Here is a 24465-nt window from a genome sequence, read left to right on the forward strand (position 1 = left end):
TCACTCCGCTGCCGGTAATGGCCGCGTTGGCGTTTATCTTGAAGTTGCCCTGGACGATATAGACGCCGGGCGAAAGCGTGACATTACCATTGAGGTTCATGCCACCGCAGTAGGTCCCGGGCTGGATTGTCTGCGTCGTTTTGTTGCCGTTAACATTCTTGCACGGATTGCTGGCCGCAGGCGTTGGCAGGTCGGCAAATGGATCGGCGGCAGGCAGTGCCTGGGTGATCGGGGCCGCGCAGACGGTGGTGACGGGATTGCTGAGAGAGACGCCGCCCGCTGATATCAGGCAATCGACCTGGAGGTGCGCCGAGCCCTGAAGATTGATGGCGTCGGGGGCGTTCGAATTGGTCATGATGACGCAGTGTGTGAAATTCACGCTGGTATTGCCGGAAAACTGTACAGCCTGCGGGGCGGTCGGATCGAGTGCGGTTAAGCAGGACTTCGAGGCATCGGTGATGAGGGCCACCGCTCTCGCCTGTTCGGGAACCTGGCTCTGCGTGAAGATCAAGGTGAACATCCGGTCGAGGTTCTGGCCGACGATCACCTCGACCGCTTTCTTCGCCGTATTCGGTCCCGACGCCGGCGGCGTGTTGACGACGATCGTGCCCGAGCCAAGGCCATTCGTGGCAGCCGACTGGGTCGCGGCCGCGACGATGCTCGGCTTGTTGGGACCCGAGATCTGTTCGAGCGCGCCAGCATAGGCGGCGGCATCGGCCATCGCCTGCAATCTCAGGCTGTTGTAGTACCAATACGAGGTCTCGACACCGAAGCCGGCGGAGCCGACAACGATCGGCAAGGTCAGGGCGAAGATCGTGGCAACATTTGCGCCGGTGCCCCGGCATATACCGTTTGCGATAAGTCGAATCCGGGTGAAGCAATTGAAGGCCATGACGTAGATTAGAAAGCACGCATATGTGAACGAATGGCTAAAAAGTTCAGTTCATTTTTTGTCAGCGATCTATTGTCCCCCAAAAGAAGGGGTTCGTTGGCTGATCGACGGGCATTGAAGGCAGCAAGACGACCAAAAAAGCCCGTATCCCGCGTGGCGATAGTTTACTGTTTGCTAACAGCGCAATTGCAGAGACGGCGGCAAATGACCCGCTATGGGGCAATCGGCCGGCTCGCGTTGGCGATAGGACTTATGCGCGGCAAACCGGGACCAAGGTCCGTCTGGCGGGTTCATCGACGCCGTCGCATGATTTATCGAGCGGGACGGCCGACTCGAAGGATGGACCATGAAAAATCGAACGAATCTGCTCGCAGCGGTCGCGGCGCTCACACTTCTCGCCTCTTCGGCGTTTGCTGGTCCTGGCGGCAATGGCAATGGCGGCGGCAACGGCAACGGCGGTGCGAACGGCAACGGCGGGAATTCAGCTGGAGCTGGATCGCAGGGGCATGGAGCTGCGACATCCACGGCGGCAAAAGATCCTTCCACCAGCGGTTTGACAAAGGCGCTCAGCGTCGTGGCGACCACGCCGGCATCACCGCAGGCCACGCTGTCCCTGCAGGCAGCCCTGGACAAGCTTTTGGCCAAGAACGCAACTGAAGATCCGGCAGACACGACGGATGACTCATCGGACGAGATCACTGGCTCTACGGAATAGATAGCTTTGGGGTAGTCACGCTTTGACGTGACACTCCTTGTGGCCCGCGCCGGTTCGCCGGTGCGGGCTTTTTTCATAGTCGCGTATCTTGGCGGCCGTGCGGGGCCGGCGCCAGCAAGTCACGGCGGCGACAGCGACCGTCTTAGCGCGTCCCGCCTGCGATGCGTTCAGCCGGATACCATGCCGCTCGAACCCATGCAGCCATGCGGCGCTGCCCCATAGCCACGAAATTTGTTTCAAGCGGAAAGAATTGGCATCGTCTCCGCACCCATATCGGCCAACATCTCTCTCTGTACGGCCAGGAAGAACCTGCGCACCTCGTCGCCGGCTGCTGTTCTGTCCCTGCCGGATCCGGCAACGAGGTCCAGCAACTCCGACGCCTTGGCCCTCCAGAAGGAGGTTGCGGTCTCGCCATGCAGATTGCCTAACTTGGCGGCAACCTCCCTGACCAAGAATACCTGACGGTCGATCGGGAACGCACGAACTTTTTCTGAGGACATCTTCCGAACCATGAGACTGACGCAACGAATCAACCATTGCCAACAAGCAATGGCGTAGCCGGCAAGGTGGAAACGGATGCTTAACGGGGCTGACGCTGGTGCATCCTGGTGCGGGTTCGTCGGGGACGAGACAGGCGCAGTGGTACGCATCGCCCCGTGCCTTCAAACGCGATCGTTGGCGTTGCAATCGGACAAGGCGAAACGGTGGCAGCCCTCAGGCCTGGAGCGCCCTCGACCCACCGCCGCGCCTGCGCGGCGTCATCATGTCCCTGGCCATCAGTCCGCTCGCCCGGCAAAACGCCATGAACGCCCGGCACGCATCCTCGGTCTTGACCACGTCCACCGTGGCGCCAAAGCAGGCGTTGAACGCTTTCTGATAGATCGGGCCTTGACGGCGCGCCGGCCAGTCCTGGAGAAAATCGAGCGCCTGTTCGACCCCGTAGATCTCCTCGACTGGCAGGCCGGGCGCGGGTGCGATGCGCACCGGCACCTCGAATTGCAGTCTGTCCATTCCACTTCTCCCGAACCGGCGTCACCGGGGCGGCAACGCCGTTCGTCGTCAAAAGCTGCTTTGACCGCTTTTGGCCGAGAAATGTGTCGTCACTTGGGATGACCAGAAAGGAAAACCGGGCAAAAACCGGCTAGACATCGCCCCATGCACGAGGAATTTCCCGAAGCGCGGCCGCGTTGGGCAGTTCTTCCTTGAACCTTCTGCCCTCAAGTGCCAAATCTGGGGAGATCTTCACATCGGCTCTCCTGCCGGGCCCTATCGCCTACACGGACAAAATGGTCACCTATCTCGACGCAGCCACGGCACCACTCAGAAACACCGGCCAGATCCGCCTCTATGGCGAGGAAGGCTTTGCTGGCATGCGCAAGGCATGCGATCTCACCGCGCGCTGCCTCGACGAGCTGGTGCCGATGGTCGAGCCCGGCGTCACCACCGAAGCCATCGACCGCTTCGTCTTTGAATTCGGCATGGACCATGGCGCGCTGCCGGCGACACTCAACTATCGCGGCTACACGAAATCGTCCTGCACCTCGATCAATCATGTCGTCTGCCATGGCATCCCCGACAACAAGCCGCTCAAGGATGGCGACATCGTCAACATCGACGTCACCTACATCCTCGACGGCTGGCACGGCGATTCCTCGCGCATGTATCCAGTCGGCACGATCAAGCGCGCCGCCGAGCGCCTGCTCGAAGTCACGCATGAATGCCTGATGCGTGGTATTGCGGCGATCAGGCCCGGCGCCCGCACCGGCGCCATCGGTGCTGCCATCCAGACCTATGCCGAGGGCGAGCGCTGCTCTGTGGTGCGCGACTTCTGCGGCCACGGCGTCGGCCAGCTTTTCCATGATGCGCCGAACATCCTGCACTATGGCAGTGCCAATGAGGGCGTCGAGATGCGGCCCGGCATGATCTTCACCGTCGAGCCGATGATCAATCTCGGCCGGCCGCACGTGAAGGTTCTGTCGGACGGCTGGACCGCGGTGACGCGCGACCGCTCGCTGTCGGCGCAATACGAGCACACGATCGGCGTCACCGACACCGGTTGCGAGATTTTCACGCTGTCGCCAAAAAAGCTCGACCGTCCGGGCCTGCCGGCTTAGAGCGCATCTTGCCCGGCGGAGGCCGTCTATGCCGACTGCACATCCGCGGCATTCGGCAGGTCGATGGTGACGACCAGTCCGCTGGGCTGGTTATCCTGCAATTCGATCCTGCCGCCGTGACCCTGGACGATGTCGGCAACGATCGAGAGGCCCAGACCGAAGCCATGCTTCGATGCAATGCCGCGCGACGCATCTTCCTTGAAGAATGGTTCGAAAACACGAGCACGTGCCGTCATTGGAATACCCGGCCCGTCGTCCCCTACCGTGATGCGCGCCGCCGTGCCGGTCGCTGTCAAGGCGACCGTGACATTGCCAGCGAATTTGACCCCGTTGTCGCAAAGATTGGCGATCGCACGCGCCAATGCATTGGGCTTGCACCAGCCCAGGAGCCGGTCCGGCCCAGAGTATGAGACAGGAAATCCGACATCGGAGAATTCGGCGCAGACGGTTTGCAGAACGCTGGCAATGTCGGCGCGCTGCAGCTTCTCCGTCGAAACATCGTTGCGCAGATAGGTTAGGGTCTCGTCGATCAGGATTTCGATGTGCTGGACATCGGACAGGATTGCGGTTCGGATTGGGCCATCATCCATGCGCTCGGCGCGAAGCCGCAGCCGCGTCAAAGGCGTGCGCAGATCATGACTGACGCTGCGCAACATGCGCGTGCGGTTTTCGATCATCGTGCGGATGCGCGTCCTCATCCTGTTCAGGGCGCGCGCCAGCCCTACCATTTCAATGGAGCCGTGTTCGACGAAGAGCTGGTCGCTATTCTCAATCTCGGCTGAACCGACTGCCGCCGAGATGCGCTTCAACGGATCCGTCACGGCCCAAACCGCAAACAGCCAGATCAGCACCGGCAAGGCGACGAAAGCCATGAACCTATAGAACGAGGCACGGACGAGGCCCGATGTCAGCCAGGAATCGGGCATGCCGAAATGGGCCAGGACGTCCCGCTGGTCCAGGTCGATGACAAACGCGTATCGGCCGCCGATCCTTATCCAGCGTCCGTCAACCGTCCCCCTGTCGATACGCAAAAGCCATTCGATACTTCGCCATTGCAGATAGGACTGGGGAATGCCGCGTATCTGGTCCTTGGGCAATATCTCGAAATCAAAGCCGGCCCGCTTTGCTGTCGCCAGAATTGCGCCACGCGCCTCCGCCGGCGTTTCTTGCAACAAGGCAGCAACAACGGCCGCACGCCTTGCGTTATCTTCCACGGCGGGAAGGTCGACATTCTCTATGAAACTCTCGACGACCGAACCGACGAACATGATCACGATCACCGCCATGAAAATGATCGCCACAAACTGCCCACGCACGGACTGTGGCAAGAAAAGGCGGATGAAACCCTTCATGCTTCCTCCACCGTCGCGGTAAAGATGTAGCCACCCAACCGAACGGTCCTCAAAAGCACCGGATCGCGCGCGTCCTTTTCGATCTTCCTGCGGATCCGGCTGATATGGACATCGACGCTACGCTCGATCGGCCCTGCGAGCCCGGCATGGGTTACGCCCAGAAGTTCCTCGCGCGAGAGAACCCGGCCCGCATTGCGACAAAACGCAAGCAACAGGTCGAATTCATGCGTCGTGGTCGTAACCCGCGCATTGTTGGGGTCATGCAATTGCCGGCGTATGGGATCGAGGCGCCAGCCGTTGAAACGAAGCACCTTCGACCAGTCCCGCTCGTCTGGAGCATAGGCTGTACGGCGCAGCAGCGCCCGTATCCTGGCCGTCAGTTCGCGCGCGCTGAACGGTTTCGTCACATAGTCGTCCGCGCCGATTTCCAGCCCGAAGATGCGGTCGATTTCCTCACCGAGCGCGGTCAGCATCAGGATCGGAATGTTGGTTCCGGCACGAAGGCGGCGGCAGATATTGAGACCGTTTTCACCCGGCAGCATGACATCCAGCACGATGAGATCGAATTTCTGGTTGCGAAGCGCGGCGTTCATCTGGACGCCGCTCTCGGCAATTTCCACGATCATGCCGTTGTCGGTGAGCGTCTCGCCCAGCATGCGCGCGATCTCGATATCGTCTTCGACTATGAGGATACGCGAACCTTGCTTCGCCGATCTGGATTCGGCGCTCAAATCGCTTTGGTGCCGTTGCTGCGCCATGTCGGAATTTGTCTAGCCTGCATTGATGCCTGGTAGGCGTCAGAACCGATATCCGACGAGAAGCATCCCTGAAGGCTGGATCTTTTCGACGACAACGGGGCTGTCGGCAGCGTCACCCAAGAGAACGCCGACCCCCGCTTCGCCGCGCACCATCCAGTTCTCGTCGAGCATATATGTGGCGGAAATCGAAAAATCGGCACGCTTCAAACCGGCGCCGGCATCATAGCGCGCCAGCCCGGAGCGAGCCGATTGTTCGGCCGTGACGCCAAAATAGGCCTGCATGTAATTTTCGTCGGCAAAGACGACGGACGCGCTGGCGCCGATCATCAACGATTGAGACAGAGGCCGGGTCACCTCGATCCCCACCCTGCCCTCCAGGCCATCGCTGCCGCCGATGGTCTTGTCCAGCTGCGCGAATATTTCGGCCGGACCGAACTTCGCCGCTGCCTTCACGCCGACCGTCGCGCCCATGTCGACATCCCCCAAGCCGCGCAGATGGTCGGAGTCGTCTTCCTTGCGGCCCATCTCATAGCCAAGCCGCCCGCTGAACGCGAACGGTCCTTGTTCATAAACGGCGATGTTGGCACCTGTGGGGTCGATCGTCACCGTGTCGAGGAATGTCGCCGTGACGAAAGGCACCGGCATGATCTTGAACTCATTGCTGCCCTCGTATTTGGGGACGATGATGGCGCCGCCGCCGAGCACGACATGCCAGTCGGACAGTTTCTGTTCGAAGCGCGCGAAACGGGAAGGCTCGGGCGGCAGGGTAAAATCATCGGAATTCACCGCAATGGCGTCTGCCGCCAGCGCGCCCTCCGAATGCGTTGAAAACAGGATTGCCATGGCCGCAAGAGATGCCCGGCCGGCAAATAGTCCAGAGTCAATTTTGGCGAACATGCGTGCTCCAGTATAGCGAGGCAATGAGCCTCCGATGGCGTCACCATGTCAGGTGAAAGTGGCCGCATGCGTTAAGTGATGTTAAGTTTTGTTGCGCAATCGTGGTTTCATCTTGCCGTATAGGGAAGCCACAGACTGACAGCGGAGCTTGCACGATCTGCCGTGGATCGTCTCGCGATCGGAGAACAGAACTGTTTCAATCCAGGCCAGAACAGCTCTAATGTCTGCGCTGGAGCAATGTGGGCGGGGTATGGGGAACACAAGCGACGACGACGAGCGGAGTTTCTTCTCCGAAGCGCCGATGCGGCCTGCGGCGAAAGCCAAGGCGACGCTCGACGAAAAGCCGCATTACCTCGGCCATCGCGACCGCTTGCGCGAGCGCTTTGCCTTGGCGGGTGCGGATGCCCTGCCCGACTACGAACTTCTGGAACTTCTGCTCTTTCGACTGATCCCTCGTGCCGACACCAAACCGGCGGCCAAGGCGCTGCTGGCACGCTTCGGCACGCTGGCCGAAGTGCTTGGCGCCCCGGTGGGCCTGCTGCAGGAGGTCAAGGGCATCGGCCCTGCGGTGGCACTCGACCTGAAAATCGTTACCGCAACGGCGCAGCGTATGGCACGCGGCGAGGTCCACGGCCGCGAGATCCTCTCGTCCTGGCAGCAGCTTCTCGACTATTGCCGCTCAGCAATGGCATTCGAGGCGCGCGAGCAGTTCCGCATCCTGTTCCTCGACAAGAAGAACGCGCTGATCGCCGATGAGGTGCAGCAGACAGGCACCGTCGACCACACGCCTGTCTACCCGCGAGAAGTGATCAAGCGCGCGCTCGAGCTCTCGGCGACCGCCATTATCCTGGTGCATAATCATCCGTCAGGCGATCCAACACCATCACGCGCCGATATCGAGATGACAAAGGAAATCATCGACGCCGGCAAGCGGCTGGGCGTCGCCGTGCATGACCACATCATCATCGGGCGAAAAGGCTATTCCAGCATGAAGGGCCTGCTGCTGATCTGAGTGGTGAGTTCCAAAAGGTGAGCGCCTGAGCAAGTCGTGCCGCTTTGGCCCGCGCTCCGGTCACGGCGGATCGGTGTTGCAGCTGCCGGCCACCTGGTTAACCGCTTCACCGAACCCGGCGAGGTTGAAATCGGCCTCGCCGCGTCCCGACAGCAGCCCGAAGCGCCACGAAAGCTGGAGCCGGTTCGCGGCAACAAGGCGCCTGATGCCATCGGCGCCATCGCGCACCAGCATCCTGCCGCGCGGCCCGACCGACCAGCTCTCATCGAACTTGCTACCCTGGTCGAGCGTGACCGACATGGTGATCTTGCGGCTGGCCGAGACACCGTCATTCAGTTGCAGCCATTCGGTCCAATGCGGCTCGCCGTTTGCCCGGCAGGCAATCGTCAGGATCGGGCTGTAGCTCAAGGCACCGCCACCGGTGATCAGCTTGTTGGTGGCATAGAGCGAGGCTGTGACGAGGCCGTCCTCGCCCGTTTCGAACCGCCAATTGTCAAGCACGGCTTCGGCACGGGCAATGCCGCAGACCGAGACCAGGATCAACGCAACCGCGGCAGCGTGCCCCACTTCGACGAATAGCCTCAACACGTCCTCCAACAACCCAAGCGGCTGCAATAGAAGCGCAGATAATGATCAAAGCTTGGTCGCCACAGGCCGTCGTGCGCAAAGCGCACCGGCTGTTGCAGTTTGGCAACGAAAAAGGCCGCCTCGAGGGCGGCCTTCTCCTGTTCCAGTGAAATGCTGGTGTTATTCGGCGTCCTTGGCGGCCTTCTTCTTCGGCGCGGCCTTCTTCTTGGGCTCTTCGGCGTCGTCGGCCTTCTTCTCGTCGGCCTTCTTGGCGGCGGCTTTCTTCGCCGGCTTCGCCTTGACGGCGGTTTCGTCCTCCTCGTCGTCGGCCATCAGCTCTTCCTTGCTGACCTTGACGTCGGTAACCGAAATCTGGCCGAGCAGATGATCGACCACCTTCTCCTCGAACATCGGCGCCCGCAGCGTGTTCAACGCTTCCGGGTTGTTGCGGTAGAATTCGAAGACTTCCTGCTGCTGGTTGCCCGGATAGCGGCGCACCTGCTCGAACAGGCCGCGCTGCAGCTCTTCGTCCGATACGGTGACGCCGGCCTTCTCGCCGATTTCAGCCAGCACCAGGCCGAGGCGCACGCGGCGCTCGGCGAGACGCAGATACTCGGCACGTGCCTCTTCTTCCGTCGTCTCTTCATCGGCGAAAGTGCGTCCGGCCGCTTCCAGGTCGCGATTGACCTGCGCCCAGATGTTGTTGAACTCGGCCTCGACGAGCTTCGACGGAGCCTCGAACGAGTAGGACGCGTCGAGTTGGTCGAGCAGCTGGCGCTTGACCTTCTGGCGCGTCATGGCGCCGAACTGGTTCTCGATCTGGCCGCGCACGACGTCGCGCAGGCGCTCCAGCGACTCCAGGCCGAGGTTCTTGGCGGTCTCGTCGTTGATTTCGAGCGCGCCGGGCTGGGACACTTCCTTGACGGTGACGTCGAAGGTCGCTTCCTTGCCGGCAAGATGCGCCGCCTGGTAGTTTTCCGGGAAGGTCACGGTGACCTGCTTTTCGTCACCAGCCTTGGCGCCGACAAGCTGATCCTCGAAGCCGGGGATGAACTCCTTCGAGCCCAGCACCAGCGGCTGATCGGTGCCGGCGCCGCCGCTGAAGGCCTCGCCGTCGATCTTGCCGACATAATCGATGGAGACGCGGTCGCCAATGGCGGCCTTGCCGGTCTTCGGCTCGTAGCTGCGCGCCGATTCAGCAACGCGCTGGACCTGCTCGTCGATCTCGGTATCCGGCACGTCGAATACCTGGCGTGTCACCTTGATGTCGGAAAAGTCCTTGATCTCGATCGCCGGAATGATCTCGTAGTTGAGGCGGAACTCGAAATCGGCGCCGCCGGCCAGGATCTTCTCGGCTTCCTTCTCGTCCTCGGTCATGATGACTTCGGGCTGCATGGCAGCCTTTTCGCCGCGCCCGGTGATGATCGAACGGGTCGAATCGTTGAGGATCTCATTGACCACTTCCGCCATGAACGACTTGCCGTAGACCTTGCGCAGGTGCTGCACCGGCACCTTGCCGGGACGGAAACCGTTGATGCGGACCTTGTTCCTGGCATCCGAAAGCCGCGCCATCAGCTTGGCTTCCATGTCACCGGCCGGCACGGTGATCTTGATCTCGCGCTTGAGACCGGAGTTGAGCGTTTCGGTGACCTGCATCGTAAAACCTTTGTTTTCACCAATGAGACTGCACGGCCTCTGCCGTTTACAGCCTGCCGGTATATTCTTGCCGGGAATGGCTTTTGGTACGGAACCTGGCGATTTGACCGAAAATACGGCTCAAACTCTCCCAAACTGCGTTCCAAAATGTGAATAAGTTCTTGTTTTTCCTACTTCTTATCACATTCTGTAGAAGCGGATCGTCGCGTCCCGTCACATTTGACACGCCTTTTGTCACAGGCGAGGCTAATTTTCAACAGTCTTCGCATTTCGGCGAATAACCAACATTTTGGTCCTAACCCAACATCTCGTCTCTGACATTGACAGAATGATGGCTACATGGGATTGCCGGTTCATGCGGATGTGGCGGAACTGGTAGACGCCCTGGATTTAGGTTCCAGTGCCGAAAGGCGTGGGGGTTCGAGTCCCTTCATCCGCACCACCCTTCGCTCTTCGAGATTCCGGTGGCAGGCCACTCTTCGCGTGAAACGTGCAGCCTTGGCCCATCCCGCGCATACAGCGTGGGGCGGCAAGGCTTTGCCGCCTATTTCCTTACAATCCACTCCAGCAAGTCGGGATCGACCGTCGCAACGCCGGTGAATTCACGGATCATCAGCAAAGCAAATTCCTGCCATCGATCTTCAGGGATATTCTCTTCGATGATTGCTTTATGGAAAGCGCTTCGCAGGATGTCGCTGTCGAGCGCCGACACGCGGCAAAGTTCAAGATCCTGATCCATGATGCGAGCCTCCCATCCACGGGCGGGAGCACAACCGCACTCAATCACCGATGCCCACTACCCTCGCCCTGTGACATTGGGGATTCTAATCCGTCAGACGCTGGATTCAATGCGATGTACGGTTTCGTACCAATCGCAAAACTCGGCATTTTCGTTTCGACTCGGAACTTTTTAGCTACGGCTAATGTTAATGACAGCGGTACATCCTTCGGGAGATAGGGGCATGAATAGGCGCCTAGTACTCTTTTTCGCGGTCACAGCAGTGTTTATTTCGGCTGGACCATTACCCCTCACCTCCGCTCGCGCTGATGAACCGCAATCGGCGGGAGACGTTCGATCGGCAATGCGAAAGCTTTGGGAGGATCATATCACTTATACGCGCAATTACATTATCAGCGCACTGGCCTTCCGGATTCAGATGAGGTTGCCAAGCGCCTTCTGCGGAACCAGGATGACATCGGCGACGCAGTAAAACCTTACTACGGTGATGCGGCAGGTCAAAAACTGGCGATGCTGTTGAAGGACCACATCAAGATTGCAACGGACGTGGTCAAAGCGGCCAAATCAGGCAGCAAAAACAAGCTCGCGGCGGCTCAGAAGAAATGGACGGGCAATGCTGACGACATTGCCATATTTCTCAGCAAGGCCAATTCGAACTGGTCCGAACAAGACCTGAAGGAAATGCTGCACAAGCATCTGGAGCTGACGACCGGCGAGGTCGTTGGCCGGCTGAAAAAGGATTGGGCGGCGGATATCAAGTCCTATGACGAAGGCCACGTTCATATGTTGAAGTTCGCTGACATGCTGACGGACGGTATCGCCAAACAGTTCCCTGACAAGTTCAACGGCTGACTGCCGCGAGGCATGGTACGGTTTTGCTTCGCCGCGTAGCGATTTTACCCGCGCGGCATCTGCATCTACGCCGCGAACGCTCTCCCCGTGAACCACTCGGCCAGCTTTGCCAGCTCCGGCCCCAGCACGCGATCGTCGCCGACAGGCGGCACGATATTTCTGATTTCATCGACGAATGACCGCAGTGCCGGCGGCGGCGCGCGTTCGGTGACGTGCAGCGCCTGCGAGGCCATCATCGCCAGCATCGCCATGGCGGCATCGACGCAGCGGCCGGCGGTCGCTTCCTTGGTCCAGGCGAAGAACGCCGTCGTGGCGACATCGTCCTGTCCAGCACCGGCCGATTCCGTTCCAGGGATGAAGGTGCGCTGTGCCGCCAGCTTGGCCTGCTCGAGATAGCCGGTGATCGCCATCGGCACGTAGCCGACATTGCCGTGGCCGTCGCTGTCGGCCGAGTGCCGTCCGGTCATCAGGAGATCGGGCAGCAGCGACACCTTGCCGTTGAGGAGTTTTGAGGCGTGGCGGTCGCAGAGCAGGCAGATATCGGCCCATATCGCCGCCAGATCGTCCAGTGCCGGCGTCGCCATGGCATTGTGATAGCCGCCGGTGCTGATGCAGCGGCCGAGCGGATGTGCGTCGTCGGGAGGGATGTAGACCGGATTGTCCGATATGGAAGCCAGCGACACCGTGGCCGCTCGCTCCGCCGCCGACAGCGCTCGATGCGCCTGGCCGAGCACGCGCGGCACGATGCGGTAGCTGACCGGCGCCTGATAGTTGCGCCGCCCATCGCCGGCGCCGACCAGAAACTCCCGCAACCCCTGGAGGGCCGCCGCTTCATGTTCATCACCCCAAAGCGTGTCGAGGGCCGTATCGTAGTGCTCGAGCGGGGCGCGAAACGCTTCGATCGACAGCGCGAATACTTTTTGGGCCATCCCGATACGGCGGCGTGCCGCGAGCGCTGCGTCGGCCACCAGAGCAGCGGCGCAGGGCGAGCCGTTGATCAGCGAGCCGCGTTCCTTGACCTCCAGGTCGAAGCGCGTCGAAAGCTCGGCAAACAGCGGATAGAGCGCCAGGATTTCGCCGGCGCCGCCCTGGCCGGAAACCGGCACCATCGGCATCGGGCGGCCATCGAGCATTGCGGCCACGGCAAGCGCGATGCGCGGCGTGGTGGCGGCGTTGCCCTCGACGAAGTTCGTCAGGCGGGCAAGCACGATCGCCCGGACCACTCGCTCCGGCAGCGGGTCACCGAACGAGGTCGCGGCGGCGAACGCCTTGATGCGCGCATGGCGGTCCCGCTCATCGAGTTCGAGCCTGCGGCTCGCCAGCTCCCCCATGGCGGTGGTGACGCCATAGATGACTGGTGGCGGATCGGTTTCAATCAGCTTGAGGAACGAGGCACGGCATTCGGCGATGCGCCGCAGGGCCTTCTCGCCGATCTCCACCGTGTCCTTCTTCCAGGCGACGCGGAAAACAGTGTCGAGGTTGATCTCCTCACGCGTCGACAAGGTAACTGGCATGCTTCACACCACGGCAAACAAGGACATTAATAAAGCGGTTCCTCGAACAGCGTCTTGTCGCCGTCCACCAGCGCCTTGATCTGCGCGGTGCCGTCGCCGGCGAGCGCGAGGCGGATGCCGAACGGACGCACCCGCATGTCGTTCTGGATCGCCATCCCCTCGCCTTCCGGCAGATAGAAGCGCTCAATGCCGTAGTCCGGCGCGATGGTCATCGCTTCGCCCCGAAGATCCCAGCCCTCGGCGACATGGCCGGATATGTCAGCCTCGTCGGCGGCGGCCGGCGTTGGCGCCTTGCCGAACCAGGCTGTCGTCGGCTGCCAATAGCCGTCGGCGCCCTTCTTCAACCGGACGACAATCGACGTATCGTCGCTGGATAATTTGTCGGCCGGAATGTCAGCGATCATTTTCACCGGTATCCGCGAAATCTCGTAGCCGAGGATAATGTAGTCGCCGCGCAGGAGGTCGCGCGGATCGACGGGCTCGATCTTCAGCAGCACTTCCTTGCCGTTGCGCAGGATCGCCGCTCGGCCGGCGATGATCCAGCTCAGGAAGCCTATCTGGACAAGCGCCAGCACCAGCGCCGAGATAACAAGTCTTTTCCCGGCGATCATGCCGTGGCTCCCGTGGTGATTGGGCCCTTCATGCGCTTTTCCACGCGAATGATGACCAGCGCAAGGATGCCGAGCAGCACCGCGGCGGCCAGGAAGAAGCCGGCCGTATCGAGCATCGATTGCAAGGTCACCACATAGATGATGGCGAGTTCGAAGGCGAAGCCGGCATAGGCAAGCCAGCGCAACCCACGGCTCTCCCGTCCTGCCAGCACGATTGCCGCGACGATGCCGGCAAGCGCGACTACCGAAGCGATGGCGAAACCGCTGTTGTAGCTGCTCTCGTCGGCCAGTTCGAACTGGATCATCGCCAGGCCGGTGAGGAAGCCGAGCAACGCGTGCAAGGGCAAACGGCCGCCAAGCTGCACGATCCTGTCGACCGGGCCCGGCGCGAAGACAGAAGCCGCAAACAGCAGCGCCGCGACGACGACCAGCGGGATCGCCACCTGCAGCGTATCGTGGTTGGAGACCAGCAGCACCAGATAGAACAGCACCGACAGGATGATCAGGTGCCGCGCCGGCTGGCTGCGGGTCCAGAACGAGACGGCAAACAGCACGATCGCCATGGGGACGAAGGCATGCGGAAATTCGCTGCGGCTGTAGTAATCGAAGCCCTTCAGAAACAGCCAGGCATCGGCGATGCCGACAGAAGCCACCGTCAGCGGGTTCGAACGCAGCGCCACCGCCGCCAACGCCGTGCCGGCGCCCCAGGTGATCAGGGCCGATGCCTCGTCGCCGGACAGATGATACATCTGGCTGATCAGTGCGATCGAGCCGCCGAAAGCCGCCGCCGCCACGATCCACAGCGCCTCGCCAATCGCCGCATGGTCGCGGGTCTTCAACAGCGCGCCACCGACGTAGCCGCCAAGGATGACCACGAACAGTGCCGCCACGCGCGCCAGCCGCGGGATCGCGTCCCAGTTGGCGGCGACGAAAATCAGGATGGCGGCGCCGAACAACAAGGCAGCCATCATCGCCAGGATCGAGCCGAAGCTGAACGACTTGCGCTCGTTGGCCTCGACATCGCGCGCCAGGGATTCGGCAATGGTGGCGTCGATCAGCCCGGCTTGCCGCCACCGCGCGATATCCGCCCTGACCCGCGACGAATAACTCGCCATGCCACTTCTCCCCCGGTTTGGTCTTTTTTTCAGCCGACCCGGCCAAACCGTTAACGCAACGGCATTTTCCGATTCGGGTTTCTTTGTGTCAGGTCCGTGAACGCGCGTTAATGCTGCATTGCACAATTTGCATTGCTGCCATGCAGCCATAGCGCTTTTAAATCGATATAGGCCCGCCTATCTATGGTTCGTACACAAACGGAATGATCCGCAAGAAAGACGAAACGAGAACTACCATGAACCTGATCCGCAACTACCGCAACTGGCGCCGCTACAGGGACACCGTGTCCGAGCTGAGCCGCCTGAGCAACCGTGAACTGACCGACCTCGGCATCAGCCGCAGCGACATTCCTTACGTCGCTCGCAAGGCGGTCTAACTCTTCGGACCGCGAATGGTCCGAACCAGTTTTGAAAAAGAGAACGACAATGAACCTGATCCGCAACTATCGTAACTGGCGCGTTTATCGCGAGACGGTTACCGAGCTGGGTCGCCTTTCGAACCGCCAGCTGCATGACCTCGGTATCGTCCGCGACGAAATCAAAGTCATCGCCCGCCGGGCGATCTAACCAGAATTTCGCCAGGGTCGACCTCCTCCCCGACCCTGACGAATCCGGTCAACCTTCACCTCCTCCCGAGGGTTGACCACCAAAACGGCGCCCGCCGCACCTCCTCCCGCGGCGGGCGTTGTTTCCCCGCAGCAAAACGAATTTTGCCCAAAAGGTTTCGCTCCTTTTCAAACTGCGAAAGAGATTTCGTCAAAGCCGACCTCCTCCCCGGCAATGACGAATAGGCCCGACCTTCACCTCCTCCCGAAGGTTGGCCATCAAAACGGCGCCCGCCGCACCTCCTCCCGCGGCGGGCGCTGTTTCCCCGGGGCAAAAACGAATTTTGCCCCAGAGGTTTCGCCCCTCGTAAAAACAGCGAAAGAGATTTCGTCAAAGCCGACCTCCTCCCCGGCAATGACGAATACGGTCGGCCTTCACCTCCTCCCGAGGGTCGACCCCAAAAACGACACCCGCCGGACCTCCTCCCCGGCGGGTGTTGTTGTATTCAGAGGTTGCTTCCCTGAGCTGTTGTTTGCCCCGCACCACGCACGGCAATTGCAATCGCCGCATCAAGCGATTATTCCGGCGCTCATGAGCAAAAATCCCATCCACATCATCGGCGGCGGCCTCGCCGGTTCCGAAGCCGCCTGGCAGGCAGCACAGGCTGGCGTTCCCGTCATCCTGCATGAAATGCGGCCCGTTCGCGGCACCGATGCACACAAGACCGATAGCCTGGCCGAGCTGGTCTGCTCCAATTCCTTCCGCTCCGACGACGCCGAAAACAACGCCGTCGGCCTGTTGCACGCCGAAATGCGGCTGGCCGGCTCGCTGATCATGAGCGCCGGCGATGCCAACCAGGTACCTGCCGGTGGTGCGCTTGCCGTAGACCGCGACGGATTCGCAGACGCGGTAACGAAAAAACTCGAAGCGCACCCGCTGATCACCATCCAGCGCGAGGAAGTGCCGGGCCTGCCACCGGCGGATTGGGACCAGGCAATCGTCGCCACCGGTCCGCTGACCGCGCCATCGCTTGCCCAGTCGATTGCGGAAGCGACCGGCGCCGATGCGCTGGCTTTCTTCGACGCCATCGCGCCGATCGTCCATTTCGACACGATCGACATGGATATTTGCTGGTTCCAGTCGCGCTACGACAAGGTCGGACCCGGCGGCACCGGCAAGGACTACATCAATTGTCCGATGGACAAGGACCAGTACCTTGCCTTCGTGCAAGCGCTGGTCGATGGCCAGAAGACTGAATTCAAGCAATGGGAAGGCACGCCCTATTTCGACGGCTGCCTGCCGATCGAGATCATGGCCGAGCGCGGCGTCGAGACGCTGCGCTACGGGCCGATGAAGCCGATGGGGCTGACCAATGCGCACAATCCGACGGTGAAGGCCTATGCCGTCGTCCAGCTACGGCAGGACAATGCACTGGGCACGCTCTACAATATGGTCGGTTTCCAGACCAAGCTGAAGCATGCCGAGCAGGTGCGCGTGTTCCGCACCATTCCGGGTCTCGAAACCGCCGATTTCGCCCGCCTCGGCGGCCTGCATCGCAACACCTACATCAACTCGCCGACCTTGCTCGACGCTTCGCTGCAGCTGAAGTCGCGCCCCGGCCTGCGCTTCGCCGGCCAGATCACCGGCTGCGAAGGCTATGTCGAAAGCGCCGCGATCGGCCTGCTCGCCGGGCGCTTCGCTGCCGCCGAGAGGCTCGGCCATGCACCATCGCTGCCGCCGCTCACCACGGCGTTCGGCGCGCTGCTCAACCACATCACCGGTGGCCACATCGTTTCGGATGACGAACCTGGAAAACGCTCCTTCCAGCCGATGAATGTCAATTTCGGCCTGTTCCCGCCCGTGGAGGCGCCGAAGACCGAGGGCAAACGCATGCGCGGCAAGGACAAAACCGTCGCCAAGCGCCACGCCATCACATCGCGCGCACGCGCCGATTGCCGGCAATGGCTGGGATTGGCGGCGCAAACAGCCGAAGCCGCTGAGTAGCCAGCTTCCTCCCTGAGTGGACCTTAGGCGTTCGCGCTCACCTCCGGCATGATTGACGTTTACGTCAAAGTGCTGGCCAGCCCTTGCTCGCGCGACGCAACAACAGCCAATGCCGGCGCAAGGCCGACAGCCGCGCCACGCCGTCGAGCGGCGAGCCGCGCTCCATTTTCGTGAGGTAGGCGCGCGACAGGGCCAGCGGCAGAAATGCCGGGCGCAGCGAGACCGGCAACGCCGCAGCGCCTTGCTCAAAGGCGGTGAGATGCTCCCGCGCCAGCGCCATCATCGCCGCCACCGCGCGTTTGGCGCCAGGACCACCGTCGGCAGTGACGAACTCTGCCGGCGACGATCCCGCCGCGGCAAGGATATCGGCCGGGATAAAACACTGCCCGCGTTTGCGGTGCAGCGGCAATAACAGCAACAGGCCGGTCATCGCCTGCGCGCAGCCCGCCCTGCCCGCCAGTTCGGCAAAGCGTGGCGCCTCGCCGGGGTCGAGCAGCATCGCCGCAAGCTGGATGAGCGCCGCGGCCGTCTCGCCGCAATAGCCCTCCAGATCGGTGCGCGACGGCATCGGGTCGTCGTAGAGGTCGAAGATGCGCGCATCGAGCATGTTCTCGAAGGCCGGCTTCGGCAGATTGAATGTCGCTATGGTGGCATTCAAGGCTTCGGCTATGGGGTGGCCGGCGCCCGCTTCCCCGCCGGCGGCAATGACATCGCGCCACCATTGCAGGCGCACCTCGCCCGGCAACGCTTCATGGATGCGATCGCGGATGCCTGCGATCTCGGCATTGAAGGCATAGAGCGAAAACAGCGCGTCGCGCTTGTCCGCCGGCGCGTAAAGGGCGGTCAGATAGCGGTCGTGATCGGCGGCGCGCACCGCGTCCATGACAATTTTGGCATTCTGGGACATCTCAGTCGACGGCGATGAGCGCGGCGGCCACGGCGCGCTCTTCCGCCAGAAGGACATTGTAGGTCCGTACCGCTGCACCGGTCGACATCGGGTCGGACGCAATGCCGGCCGCCTTCAGCGCGGCCCGCAGTGCGGCGGGCAATGGCCTGAGACCCCTGCCCATGCCGACCAGCAGGATCTCGATCCTGTCGGCTTGCGCCAGCAGCTTGTCGAAATCCGCTACCGTCAGCTCCAGAGGATCCGCCGGTTCCCAGCCATGGATGCCGGATGGCAGGCAGAGCAGCGAGCCGCGATGCGACATGTCGGCAAAGCGGAACCCGCCATTGCCGTAGGCTTCGATCGGCGCTCGACCGGGAAAATGCGCCTCGCGGATGACGATGCCTTTGCTGGTCACCGTTTTGTCACCCCTTCGGGGCGGCGCGTCAGGTCGCGACCGCCTTGCCGCCGCCGGCCGGCTTCTCCTCGTCGGCCGTAGCTTGCGGCCGCAGCTTGAACAGGATCAGCAGCGGTGCTGCGATGAAGATCGACGAATAGGTGCCGAAGACGACGCCGAACAGCATCGCCATGGTGAACGAGCGGATCACCTCGCCGCCGAAGAGCACCAGTGCCAGCAACGCCAGGATCGTCGTCACCGAGGTCAGCGTCGTTCTCGACAGCGTCTCGTTGATGGCGTTGTTCAAGAGTTGCGGCAGCGGCATCCGCTTGTATTTTCGCAGATCCTCTCGAACACGGTCATAGACCACGATCGTATCGTTCAGCGAATAGCCGATGATGGTCAGGATCGCCGCCAGCGATGACTGGTTGAATTCGAGCCCGGAGATGACGAAGAAGCCAAGTGTCATGACCACATCGTGCACCGTCGCCACGATGGCGCCGACCGCGAACTGCCATTCGAAGCGGAACCAGACATAGATCAGAATACCGAGCAGCGCGATCAGCATGGCGATCGTGCCTTGCTTGGCAAGCTCGCCCGAGACGGTCGGCCCCACCACTTCGACGCGGCGAAAGTCATAATTGTCCTGCAGTTCGCCGCGCACCTTGTCGATGACGGTCTGCTCGGCATTCTCGCCGCCATCCTGCGTCCCGACACGGATCAACACGTCATTCGGCGTACCGAACTGCTGGACTTGCACCTCACCGATGTTGAGTTCGGTCAGCCGCGCGCGGAGGTCTGCGAGGTCGGCATTGCCGCTCTTGGCCTGAACCTCGATCAGCGAACCGCCCTTGAAGTCGATGCCGTAGTTGATGCCGACGGTCATGAACATCACAACCGACAGGATCGACAGCGCGCTTGACAGTGTGAACGTCCAGCGACGGATGCCCATGAACGGAATTTTCGTGCCGGGCGGGACGAAGGTCACCGGCGCGCGCGGCAATTCCTTCGGGCGAGCACGGCGCAGCCAGATCGAGACCAGCAGACGGGTGAAGGTGAACGCGGTGAAGACGGTCGTCAGGATGCCGATCGCATACGTGATGGCAAAGCCCTTCACCGGTCCGGTACCGAGATAGAACAGCACCACGGTCGCTATCAGCGAGGTGATGTTGGAATCGACAATAGTCGCCAGCGCCTTGGTAAAACCGGTGTCGATCGCCTGGATCACCGAGCGGCCGGCACGCCGCTCCTCGCGGATACGCTCGTAGATCAGCACGTTGGAATCGACCGCCATGCCGATGGTCAGCACGATACCGGCGATACCTGGCAAGGTCAGCGTCGCGCCGAGCAGCGACAGCAGCCCGACGATCATCGCCACGTGCACCGCCAGCGCGATGTTGGCGAGGAAGCCGAGCAATCCATAGGCAACGAACATGAACACGACGACCAGGATCGAACCGATGATGCCGGCGACCTTGCCGGCATGAATCGAATCCTGACCGAGACCCGGGCCAACCGTACGCTCTTCGATCACCGTCAGCGTCGCGGGCAATGCGCCGGCGCGCAGCAGCACGGCGAGGTCGTTGGCGCTCTGGGCGGTGAAATTGCCGGAAATCTGGCCGGTGCCGCCCAAGATCGGCTCGCGGATTTGCGGCGCCGAAATCACCTGGTTGTCGAGGATGATGGCGAACAACTTGCCGACATTCTGTGAGGTCGCCTGACCGAAACGCGCGGCACCCTTCGAATCGAAGCGGAAGGAGACCACCGGCTCATTGTTCTGCGAATTGTATGTCGCCTGCGCATCGACGAGGTTTTCACCCGAAACGATGACGCGGTTCTCGATCAGATACGGGACCGGCGGATCGTCCTGCGAATAGAGGACCGAGGAGCCGGCAGGCGGACGGCCATTGAGCGCGTCCTGCACCGGCATCGACTGGTCGACCATCTGGAAGGTCAGCTTGGCGGTCTGGCCGAGTATCTCCTTCAGCCGCTGCGGGTCCTGGAGACCCGGCACCTGGACAAGGATACGGTCGTCGCCCTGCCGCTGCACGATGGGTTCGGTCGTGCCGAGTTCGTTGACGCGGCGCTCGACCACCTCGATCGACTGCGTCAGCGCCGTCGATGTGCGGTATTTGACCCCGGCGTCGGTGACGTTGAACTTGAGCAGGCCGGGCTCGGAATCGTCCAGCGTCATTTCCTGGATGGAGCCGCCGGTGAACAGGCCGGCAGCGACCGGATCGGTCAGCGTCTTCAGTGCTGTCTTGGCGGCATCGAGCTGAGCGGGATCGGTGATGCGGACCTGCAAGGTCCGCCCCGTGCCGGCAAGGCCGGTATAGCCGATCTTGGCGTCGCGCAGCAGCGTGCGGATTTCGTCGCGCGTCGTCTCCAGCCGGTCCTTGATCAGATCGTTCTGATTCATCTCCAGCAGGATGTGCGAGCCGCCCTGCAGGTCGAGGCCGAGCGTCATCTGCCGCTTCGGCACCCAGTCGGGAAGCTTGGCCAAGGTGCTTGCGGGAATGAGATTGGGCGCGGCGAGGATCACTGTGATGGCCACGGCCACCCAGATCAGGATCATCTTGAAGCGCGAAAAATACAGCATATGGCGTCGTCCGTCAGGGCATGCTGGCGGATCGTTCCGCCTAAAATTGGATTATTTCTTGGCGTTCTGGTTGGCCACCGGCTCGCCCTTGACGCGCACATCGGCGATAGTCGAACGCAGCGCGGTCACCTTGGTGCCGCCGCCGAGGTCGATCTCGAGCTCGTTATCGTCGATCACCTTGGTCACCTTGCCGACGAAACCACCGCCGGTGACGACCGTATCGCCCCGACGGACCGCCGCCAGCATCTCGCCGCGCTTCTTCAGCTGCGTGCGCTGCGGCCGGATGATCAGAAAATACATGATCACGAAAATCAGGACAAACGGCAAAATGCTGATGAACATGTCGGGAGAGGCGCCGATACCTTGGGCGTATGCCGGTGTCACGAACATCGAGGTACTCCTGAATTGGAAAACAGCCGCCAAACCGTAATTTGGCGGCCCCTTGAAATTTGGCCGGAATATAGTCGGTAAAGTTGTCAATGCAACTGCGCGGCCAGCCAAATCGGCTGCTTTTCCGGCCTGTTGAGCCGTGTTAGAGCATGATCGCGAAAAGCGCGAGCCGGTTTTGCGAAAAGATCCCGCTCGAACAAAAGGTTGCAACCGGTTTCGAACCCGACGCAATCGGGCAGGCTCACGCTCCCGCACGTCAAAAACGAGAAAACAAAAGACCGACATGACCGACAGCAGCATTGAAGCCTTGAACCAGAAACTCGACCGGCTGATCGAGGCGGTGAGCCGCCTCGCCGCACCGCCGGTGCCCCAAACCGACCTCGGCGAGGCCGATTGCTTCGTCTGGCAGGCCGATCCGGGCTATCTGGAGCCGGTGCGCAAGGTCAACCGCGTCGACATCGGCCTGATCCGTGGCGTCGACCGCGTCCGCGACATCCTCGTCGACAACACCGAACGCTTCGCCGCCGGCTATCCAGCCAACAACGTGTTGTTGTGGGGCGCGCGTGGCATGGGCAAATCGTCGCTGGTCAAGGCCGTGCATGCGGAGATCAACGCCAAGGCCAAGTCCGACCTGCCGTTGAAGCTGATCGAAATCCACCGTGAGGACATCGACACGCTGCCGAAGCTGATGGGCTTGCTGAAGGCGGCCCCCTTCCGCTTCATCCTGTTTTGCGACGACCTCTCCTTCGACCACGATGACACCTCTTACAAGTCGCTGAAGGCAGCGCTCGAAGGCGGCGTCGAGGGCCGCCCGGCCAATGTGATCTTCTACGCCACCTCGAACCGCCGGCACCTGTTGCCGCGTGACATGATCGACAATGAGCGCTCGACCGCCATCAACCCGTCCGAGGCGGTCGAGGAAAAGGTCTCGCTGTCCGACCGTTTCGGCCTGTGGCTCGGCTTCCACAAATGTTCGCAGGACGAGTATCTCGACATGATCGACGGCTATGTCCGCCATCATGGCTTGGACATGAATCCCGAGCAGTTGCGCGCCGAAGCGCTTGAGTGGGCAACGACACGCGGCAGCCGCTCGGGCCGAGTCGCCTGGCAGTTCACCCAGGACCTGGCCGGACGGCTCGGCAAGCCGCTCAAGGATTGATCTGCCCGCAACCAACTGAAAAAGCCCGCCCCTTGCGGAGCGGGCTGAGCCGGCGGGCGGACTGGAGGTCAGACGTCCCGCAAATTGCTTTTTTTCTTCTATTCGAGATAGTCCCCGACTATTCGAGATAGCCGGACGGATCGACCGGGGCCGAATTCTTGCGCACTTCGAAGTGCAGCTTCGGCGAGTCCGTCGTTCCGCTCATGCCCGACAGCGCGATTTCCTGGCCGCGCTTGACCTTCTGGCCGCGCTGCACCTCGATCGAGCTGGCGTGGCCGTAGACGGTGACCAGGCCATTCTCGTGGCGCACCAGCACCGTGTTGCCGAATTCCTTGAGGCCGTCGCCGGCATAGATGACGACGCCATTCTCGGCCGCCTTGACCGGCGTTCCTGTCGGCACGGCGATGTCGACGCCGTCCTTGCCCGACCCGAACCCGGAAATCACGCGGCCGCGCACCGGCCAGCGCATCTTGCCGATGCCGGTGGCGTCAGGCGCGACGGCGTCGTCGTCCTCGGCCTGCTGGATGACTTTCGAATCTTTCTTCGGCGGCGTGTAGGACGCCAGCGTGTCCGACGGCGTGGCCTTTGTGGCGGGCTGGGTGGTGGCCGTGGTCACCGGATCGATCTTGGCCGGCTTGGCGCTGGCGACGGTCGCGGTCCCACCGGCCGGCACCTTCAAGGTCTGGCCGATCTTGAGCAATCCATCCTGCATGCCGTTCGCCTGCTTGATCGCAACGACGCCGACGCCGGTCTTCCTGGCAATCGACGAAAGCGTATCGCCCGACTGGACCGTGTAGGTCCCAGCCGCGTTGGTCGCCTTGGCCGCGGCAATCTGCGGCTTGGGCTCCTTGGGCTGGTTTGCGGCGGCTGAGGTGTCGACCTGAGCGGCGGACTTGCCCTCCTTCAGCTTCGGTTGCTGCGGCAGCACCGCGACCTTTTCGGGTGCCGTGGCCGGCTGGTCGTGCTTGCCGTCTTTCGCCGGCTTGGCATCGGCGACTTTCGGCTCGCCCTTGCTCGAATAGGCATAGGCCGGGATGATCAGCTTCTGGCCGGTCTTCAGCCCCTTGGTCGCGCTCAGCCCGTTGACCTTCATGATCACGTCGGACGGCACCTTGTAACGTTGCGCCAGGCCGCCGATCGTTTCGCCGTCCCGAACGACAATCTCGGTTGCATGCGGCTTACCAGAGGGCGCCACGCGGGGTTCATCGGGCTGGGCAACCTTGAAGGGCGATGCGGCCGGAGCGACGGTGCCGGTCGTGGTCCTGTCGACATGCGGTGCCGGAGCCAAAGCGGTGCGCATCGGCTTCGCGGCGGGCGCCAGTGCGGGAGCCGGCTGCGCCTGGGCAACGGGCGGCGGCAATGGCCGCGTCGAAACCGGATCGAGGCTGGAGCGGCTGACCGACTGTGTGTGGCTGCCATCGATGGGAGCGGCCGCGACATCACCCGGATAGGGCTGCTGTACGGCATCCTGCTTGTTGATGATGGTGCGCTGATTGTTGGTCGAGGATGTAAAGACGTCGTCGACGCCATTGAATCGCGAAACCTGGGAACTGCACCCCGCCGCAGCACCGGCGACCATGAGGACAGCGCAACCTCGCAGCAGGTTGCGTCCGTTTGTCTTCAAAACACTGAGTTGCATCGCACTAACCCGCACATACCCGGTACAAACTAGGCATGATTAAAGCGCGTTAAT

25 protein-coding genes and 1 tRNA gene are annotated in these 24465 nt (G+C 61.8%); 9 read left to right on the top strand and 17 right to left on the bottom strand.

Annotation, left to right across the window (positions count from 1 at the left end):
- On the bottom strand, window positions 1–892 hold an 892-nt coding region (locus NKG99_RS23990; RefSeq protein WP_352871226.1), incomplete at its 3' end, for a pilus assembly protein TadG-related protein.
- A gap of 346 nt (window positions 893–1238) precedes the next feature.
- Between NKG99_RS23990 and NKG99_RS23995 the strand changes: the two genes are divergently transcribed.
- Window positions 1239–1607 (top strand): hypothetical protein, encoded by a 369-nt coding sequence (locus NKG99_RS23995; protein WP_352871228.1) that lies wholly within the window; start codon window positions 1239–1241, stop codon window positions 1605–1607.
- Between the two features lie 236 nt (window positions 1608–1843).
- On the opposite strand, the gene NKG99_RS24000 is transcribed toward NKG99_RS23995, so the two are convergent.
- Both NKG99_RS24000 and NKG99_RS24005 read right to left on the bottom strand, forming a co-directional pair.
- Window positions 1844–2257: a DUF6074 family protein gene (locus NKG99_RS24000; protein ID WP_352871229.1), complete on the bottom strand. Its 414-nt coding sequence runs from the start codon at window positions 2255–2257 to the stop codon at window positions 1844–1846.
- A gap of 64 nt (window positions 2258–2321) precedes the next feature.
- The gene (locus tag NKG99_RS24005) at window positions 2322–2618 is read right to left on the bottom strand and encodes a DUF982 domain-containing protein (protein ID WP_352871230.1); all 297 of its coding nucleotides are present in this window, start codon (window positions 2616–2618) and stop codon (window positions 2322–2324) included.
- 275 nt (window positions 2619–2893) lie between these two features.
- Between NKG99_RS24005 and map the strand changes: the two genes are divergently transcribed.
- Complete coding sequence (gene map / locus NKG99_RS24010; RefSeq protein WP_352871232.1) at window positions 2894–3721, top strand: type I methionyl aminopeptidase; 828 nt, start codon at window positions 2894–2896, stop codon at window positions 3719–3721.
- A gap of 26 nt (window positions 3722–3747) precedes the next feature.
- On the opposite strand, the gene NKG99_RS24015 is transcribed toward map, so the two are convergent.
- Genes NKG99_RS24015 through NKG99_RS24025 form a run of 3 tightly spaced genes read right to left on the bottom strand, consistent with a single transcriptional unit; the run spans window position 3748 to window position 6728 of the window.
- Window positions 3748–5073: a HAMP domain-containing sensor histidine kinase gene (locus NKG99_RS24015; RefSeq protein ID WP_352871233.1), complete on the bottom strand. Its 1326-nt coding sequence runs from the start codon at window positions 5071–5073 to the stop codon at window positions 3748–3750.
- Entirely contained in the window at window positions 5070–5831 is a 762-nt protein-coding gene (locus NKG99_RS24020; protein ID WP_352871235.1) for a response regulator, read from the bottom strand. The genes NKG99_RS24015 and NKG99_RS24020 overlap by 4 nt, the downstream gene beginning before the upstream one ends.
- 39 nt (window positions 5832–5870) lie before the next feature.
- Window positions 5871–6728 carry a MipA/OmpV family protein gene (locus NKG99_RS24025; RefSeq protein ID WP_352871236.1) on the bottom strand — a complete coding sequence of 286 codons (858 nt, stop codon included), beginning with the start codon at window positions 6726–6728 and terminating at the stop codon, window positions 5871–5873.
- 250 nt (window positions 6729–6978) lie between these two features.
- Here NKG99_RS24025 and radC point away from each other — a divergent pair, with 250 nt between their 5' ends.
- A complete protein-coding gene (gene radC, locus NKG99_RS24030; protein ID WP_352871237.1) occupies window positions 6979–7740 on the top strand; it encodes a RadC family protein in 762 nt (253 codons plus the stop codon).
- Window positions 7741–7800: 60 nt separating this feature from the next.
- Here the strand turns inward: radC and NKG99_RS24035 are convergent, their stop codons facing one another.
- Window positions 7801–8325, bottom strand: a complete 525-nt coding sequence (locus NKG99_RS24035) for a hypothetical protein (RefSeq protein WP_352871238.1) — start codon at window positions 8323–8325, stop codon at window positions 7801–7803.
- A gap of 162 nt (window positions 8326–8487) precedes the next feature.
- On the bottom strand, window positions 8488–9963 hold the full coding sequence (gene tig, locus NKG99_RS24040; protein ID WP_352871239.1) for a trigger factor: 1476 nt from the start codon (window positions 9961–9963) through the stop codon (window positions 8488–8490).
- 357 nt (window positions 9964–10320) lie between these two features.
- On the opposite strand from tig, the gene NKG99_RS24045 reads away from it, so the two are divergent.
- A tRNA-Leu gene (locus tag NKG99_RS24045) sits at window positions 10321–10405 on the top strand.
- A 102-nt stretch (window positions 10406–10507) separates the two neighbouring features.
- Here NKG99_RS24045 and NKG99_RS24050 read toward each other — a convergent pair.
- Window positions 10508–10702, bottom strand: a complete 195-nt coding sequence (locus NKG99_RS24050; protein WP_352871241.1) for a hypothetical protein — start codon at window positions 10700–10702, stop codon at window positions 10508–10510.
- 354 nt (window positions 10703–11056) lie between these two features.
- Between NKG99_RS24050 and NKG99_RS24055 the strand changes: the two genes are divergently transcribed.
- Window positions 11057–11554, top strand: a complete 498-nt coding sequence (locus tag NKG99_RS24055; protein ID WP_352871242.1) for an acetylglutamate kinase — start codon at window positions 11057–11059, stop codon at window positions 11552–11554.
- Between the two features lie 65 nt (window positions 11555–11619).
- On the opposite strand, the gene NKG99_RS24060 is transcribed toward NKG99_RS24055, so the two are convergent.
- Genes NKG99_RS24060 through NKG99_RS24070 form a run of 3 tightly spaced genes read right to left on the bottom strand, consistent with a single transcriptional unit; the run spans window position 11620 to window position 14794 of the window.
- Window positions 11620–13068 carry an aromatic amino acid lyase gene (locus NKG99_RS24060; protein WP_352871243.1) on the bottom strand — a complete coding sequence of 483 codons (1449 nt, stop codon included), beginning with the start codon at window positions 13066–13068 and terminating at the stop codon, window positions 11620–11622.
- 26 nt (window positions 13069–13094) lie between these two features.
- The gene (locus NKG99_RS24065; protein WP_352871244.1) at window positions 13095–13679 is read right to left on the bottom strand and encodes a GDYXXLXY domain-containing protein; all 585 of its coding nucleotides are present in this window, start codon (window positions 13677–13679) and stop codon (window positions 13095–13097) included.
- Window positions 13676–14794 (bottom strand): DUF2157 domain-containing protein, encoded by a 1119-nt coding sequence (locus NKG99_RS24070; RefSeq protein WP_352871246.1) that lies wholly within the window; start codon window positions 14792–14794, stop codon window positions 13676–13678. The genes NKG99_RS24065 and NKG99_RS24070 overlap by 4 nt, the downstream gene beginning before the upstream one ends.
- Window positions 14795–15030: 236 nt before the next feature.
- Between NKG99_RS24070 and NKG99_RS24075 the strand changes: the two genes are divergently transcribed.
- The 3 genes from NKG99_RS24075 (at window position 15031) to trmFO (ending at window position 17344) form a co-directional block, all read left to right on the top strand.
- Window positions 15031–15171: a DUF1127 domain-containing protein gene (locus tag NKG99_RS24075; RefSeq protein ID WP_013531315.1), complete on the top strand. Its 141-nt coding sequence runs from the start codon at window positions 15031–15033 to the stop codon at window positions 15169–15171.
- A 49-nt stretch (window positions 15172–15220) separates the two neighbouring features.
- Window positions 15221–15361, top strand: coding sequence for a DUF1127 domain-containing protein (locus tag NKG99_RS24080; RefSeq protein ID WP_023757605.1), 141 nt, complete (start codon window positions 15221–15223; stop codon window positions 15359–15361).
- A 570-nt stretch (window positions 15362–15931) separates the two neighbouring features.
- Window positions 15932–17344, top strand: coding sequence for a methylenetetrahydrofolate--tRNA-(uracil(54)-C(5))-methyltransferase (FADH(2)-oxidizing) TrmFO (gene trmFO / locus NKG99_RS24085; protein WP_352871249.1), 1413 nt, complete (start codon window positions 15932–15934; stop codon window positions 17342–17344).
- 64 nt (window positions 17345–17408) lie between these two features.
- On the opposite strand, the gene NKG99_RS24090 is transcribed toward trmFO, so the two are convergent.
- The 4 genes from NKG99_RS24090 to yajC are packed head-to-tail and all read right to left on the bottom strand — an operon-like array spanning window position 17409 to window position 21613.
- Window positions 17409–18251, bottom strand: coding sequence for a phytoene/squalene synthase family protein (locus tag NKG99_RS24090; protein WP_352871251.1), 843 nt, complete (start codon window positions 18249–18251; stop codon window positions 17409–17411).
- Between the two features lies 1 nt (window position 18252).
- On the bottom strand, window positions 18253–18645 hold the full coding sequence (locus NKG99_RS24095; RefSeq protein ID WP_352871253.1) for an Mth938-like domain-containing protein: 393 nt from the start codon (window positions 18643–18645) through the stop codon (window positions 18253–18255).
- Between the two features lie 28 nt (window positions 18646–18673).
- A complete protein-coding gene (gene secDF / locus NKG99_RS24100) occupies window positions 18674–21223 on the bottom strand; it encodes a protein translocase subunit SecDF (protein WP_352871255.1) in 2550 nt (849 codons plus the stop codon).
- A 51-nt stretch (window positions 21224–21274) separates the two neighbouring features.
- Window positions 21275–21613, bottom strand: a complete 339-nt coding sequence (gene yajC / locus NKG99_RS24105; RefSeq protein ID WP_027024896.1) for a preprotein translocase subunit YajC — start codon at window positions 21611–21613, stop codon at window positions 21275–21277.
- A 283-nt stretch (window positions 21614–21896) separates the two neighbouring features.
- Between yajC and NKG99_RS24110 the strand changes: the two genes are divergently transcribed.
- On the top strand, window positions 21897–22772 hold the full coding sequence (locus NKG99_RS24110) for an ATP-binding protein (protein WP_352871257.1): 876 nt from the start codon (window positions 21897–21899) through the stop codon (window positions 22770–22772).
- 118 nt (window positions 22773–22890) lie between these two features.
- Here NKG99_RS24110 and NKG99_RS24115 read toward each other — a convergent pair whose 3' ends face one another.
- A complete protein-coding gene (locus NKG99_RS24115) occupies window positions 22891–24411 on the bottom strand; it encodes a peptidoglycan DD-metalloendopeptidase family protein (protein ID WP_352871259.1) in 1521 nt (506 codons plus the stop codon).
- Window positions 24412–24465 lie beyond the last annotated feature (54 nt).

Origin of the sequence: Mesorhizobium sp. M1409 (assembly GCF_040317535.1) — a bacterium.
In the GTDB taxonomy this organism is placed as follows: domain Bacteria; phylum Pseudomonadota; class Alphaproteobacteria; order Rhizobiales; family Rhizobiaceae; genus Mesorhizobium.

What these genes read in the sequence shown, in the direction of transcription:
- NKG99_RS23995 (WP_352871228.1), top strand. Translation starts at nt 1,239, where the DNA reads ATGAAAAATCGAACGAATCTGCTCGCAGCGGTCGCGGCGCTCACACTT.
- NKG99_RS24000 (WP_352871229.1), bottom strand. Translation starts at nt 2,257, where the DNA reads ATGCGTACCACTGCGCCTGTCTCGTCCCCGACGAACCCGCACCAGGAT.
- NKG99_RS24005 (WP_352871230.1), bottom strand. Translation starts at nt 2,618, where the DNA reads ATGGACAGACTGCAATTCGAGGTGCCGGTGCGCATCGCACCCGCGCCC.
- map (WP_352871232.1), top strand. Translation starts at nt 2,894, where the DNA reads ATGGTCACCTATCTCGACGCAGCCACGGCACCACTCAGAAACACCGGC.
- NKG99_RS24015 (WP_352871233.1), bottom strand. Translation starts at nt 5,073, where the DNA reads ATGAAGGGTTTCATCCGCCTTTTCTTGCCACAGTCCGTGCGTGGGCAG.
- NKG99_RS24020 (WP_352871235.1), bottom strand. Translation starts at nt 5,831, where the DNA reads ATGGCGCAGCAACGGCACCAAAGCGATTTGAGCGCCGAATCCAGATCG.
- NKG99_RS24025 (WP_352871236.1), bottom strand. Translation starts at nt 6,728, where the DNA reads ATGTTCGCCAAAATTGACTCTGGACTATTTGCCGGCCGGGCATCTCTT.
- radC (WP_352871237.1), top strand. Translation starts at nt 6,979, where the DNA reads ATGGGGAACACAAGCGACGACGACGAGCGGAGTTTCTTCTCCGAAGCG.
- tig (WP_352871239.1), bottom strand. Translation starts at nt 9,963, where the DNA reads ATGCAGGTCACCGAAACGCTCAACTCCGGTCTCAAGCGCGAGATCAAG.
- NKG99_RS24050 (WP_352871241.1), bottom strand. Translation starts at nt 10,702, where the DNA reads ATGGATCAGGATCTTGAACTTTGCCGCGTGTCGGCGCTCGACAGCGAC.
- NKG99_RS24060 (WP_352871243.1), bottom strand. Translation starts at nt 13,068, where the DNA reads ATGCCAGTTACCTTGTCGACGCGTGAGGAGATCAACCTCGACACTGTT.
- NKG99_RS24065 (WP_352871244.1), bottom strand. Translation starts at nt 13,679, where the DNA reads ATGATCGCCGGGAAAAGACTTGTTATCTCGGCGCTGGTGCTGGCGCTT.
- NKG99_RS24070 (WP_352871246.1), bottom strand. Translation starts at nt 14,794, where the DNA reads ATGGCGAGTTATTCGTCGCGGGTCAGGGCGGATATCGCGCGGTGGCGG.
- NKG99_RS24075 (WP_013531315.1), top strand. Translation starts at nt 15,031, where the DNA reads ATGAACCTGATCCGCAACTACCGCAACTGGCGCCGCTACAGGGACACC.
- NKG99_RS24080 (WP_023757605.1), top strand. Translation starts at nt 15,221, where the DNA reads ATGAACCTGATCCGCAACTATCGTAACTGGCGCGTTTATCGCGAGACG.
- trmFO (WP_352871249.1), top strand. Translation starts at nt 15,932, where the DNA reads ATGAGCAAAAATCCCATCCACATCATCGGCGGCGGCCTCGCCGGTTCC.
- NKG99_RS24090 (WP_352871251.1), bottom strand. Translation starts at nt 18,251, where the DNA reads ATGTCCCAGAATGCCAAAATTGTCATGGACGCGGTGCGCGCCGCCGAT.
- secDF (WP_352871255.1), bottom strand. Translation starts at nt 21,223, where the DNA reads ATGCTGTATTTTTCGCGCTTCAAGATGATCCTGATCTGGGTGGCCGTG.
- yajC (WP_027024896.1), bottom strand. Translation starts at nt 21,613, where the DNA reads ATGTTCGTGACACCGGCATACGCCCAAGGTATCGGCGCCTCTCCCGAC.
- NKG99_RS24110 (WP_352871257.1), top strand. Translation starts at nt 21,897, where the DNA reads ATGACCGACAGCAGCATTGAAGCCTTGAACCAGAAACTCGACCGGCTG.
- NKG99_RS24115 (WP_352871259.1), bottom strand. Translation starts at nt 24,411, where the DNA reads ATGCAACTCAGTGTTTTGAAGACAAACGGACGCAACCTGCTGCGAGGT.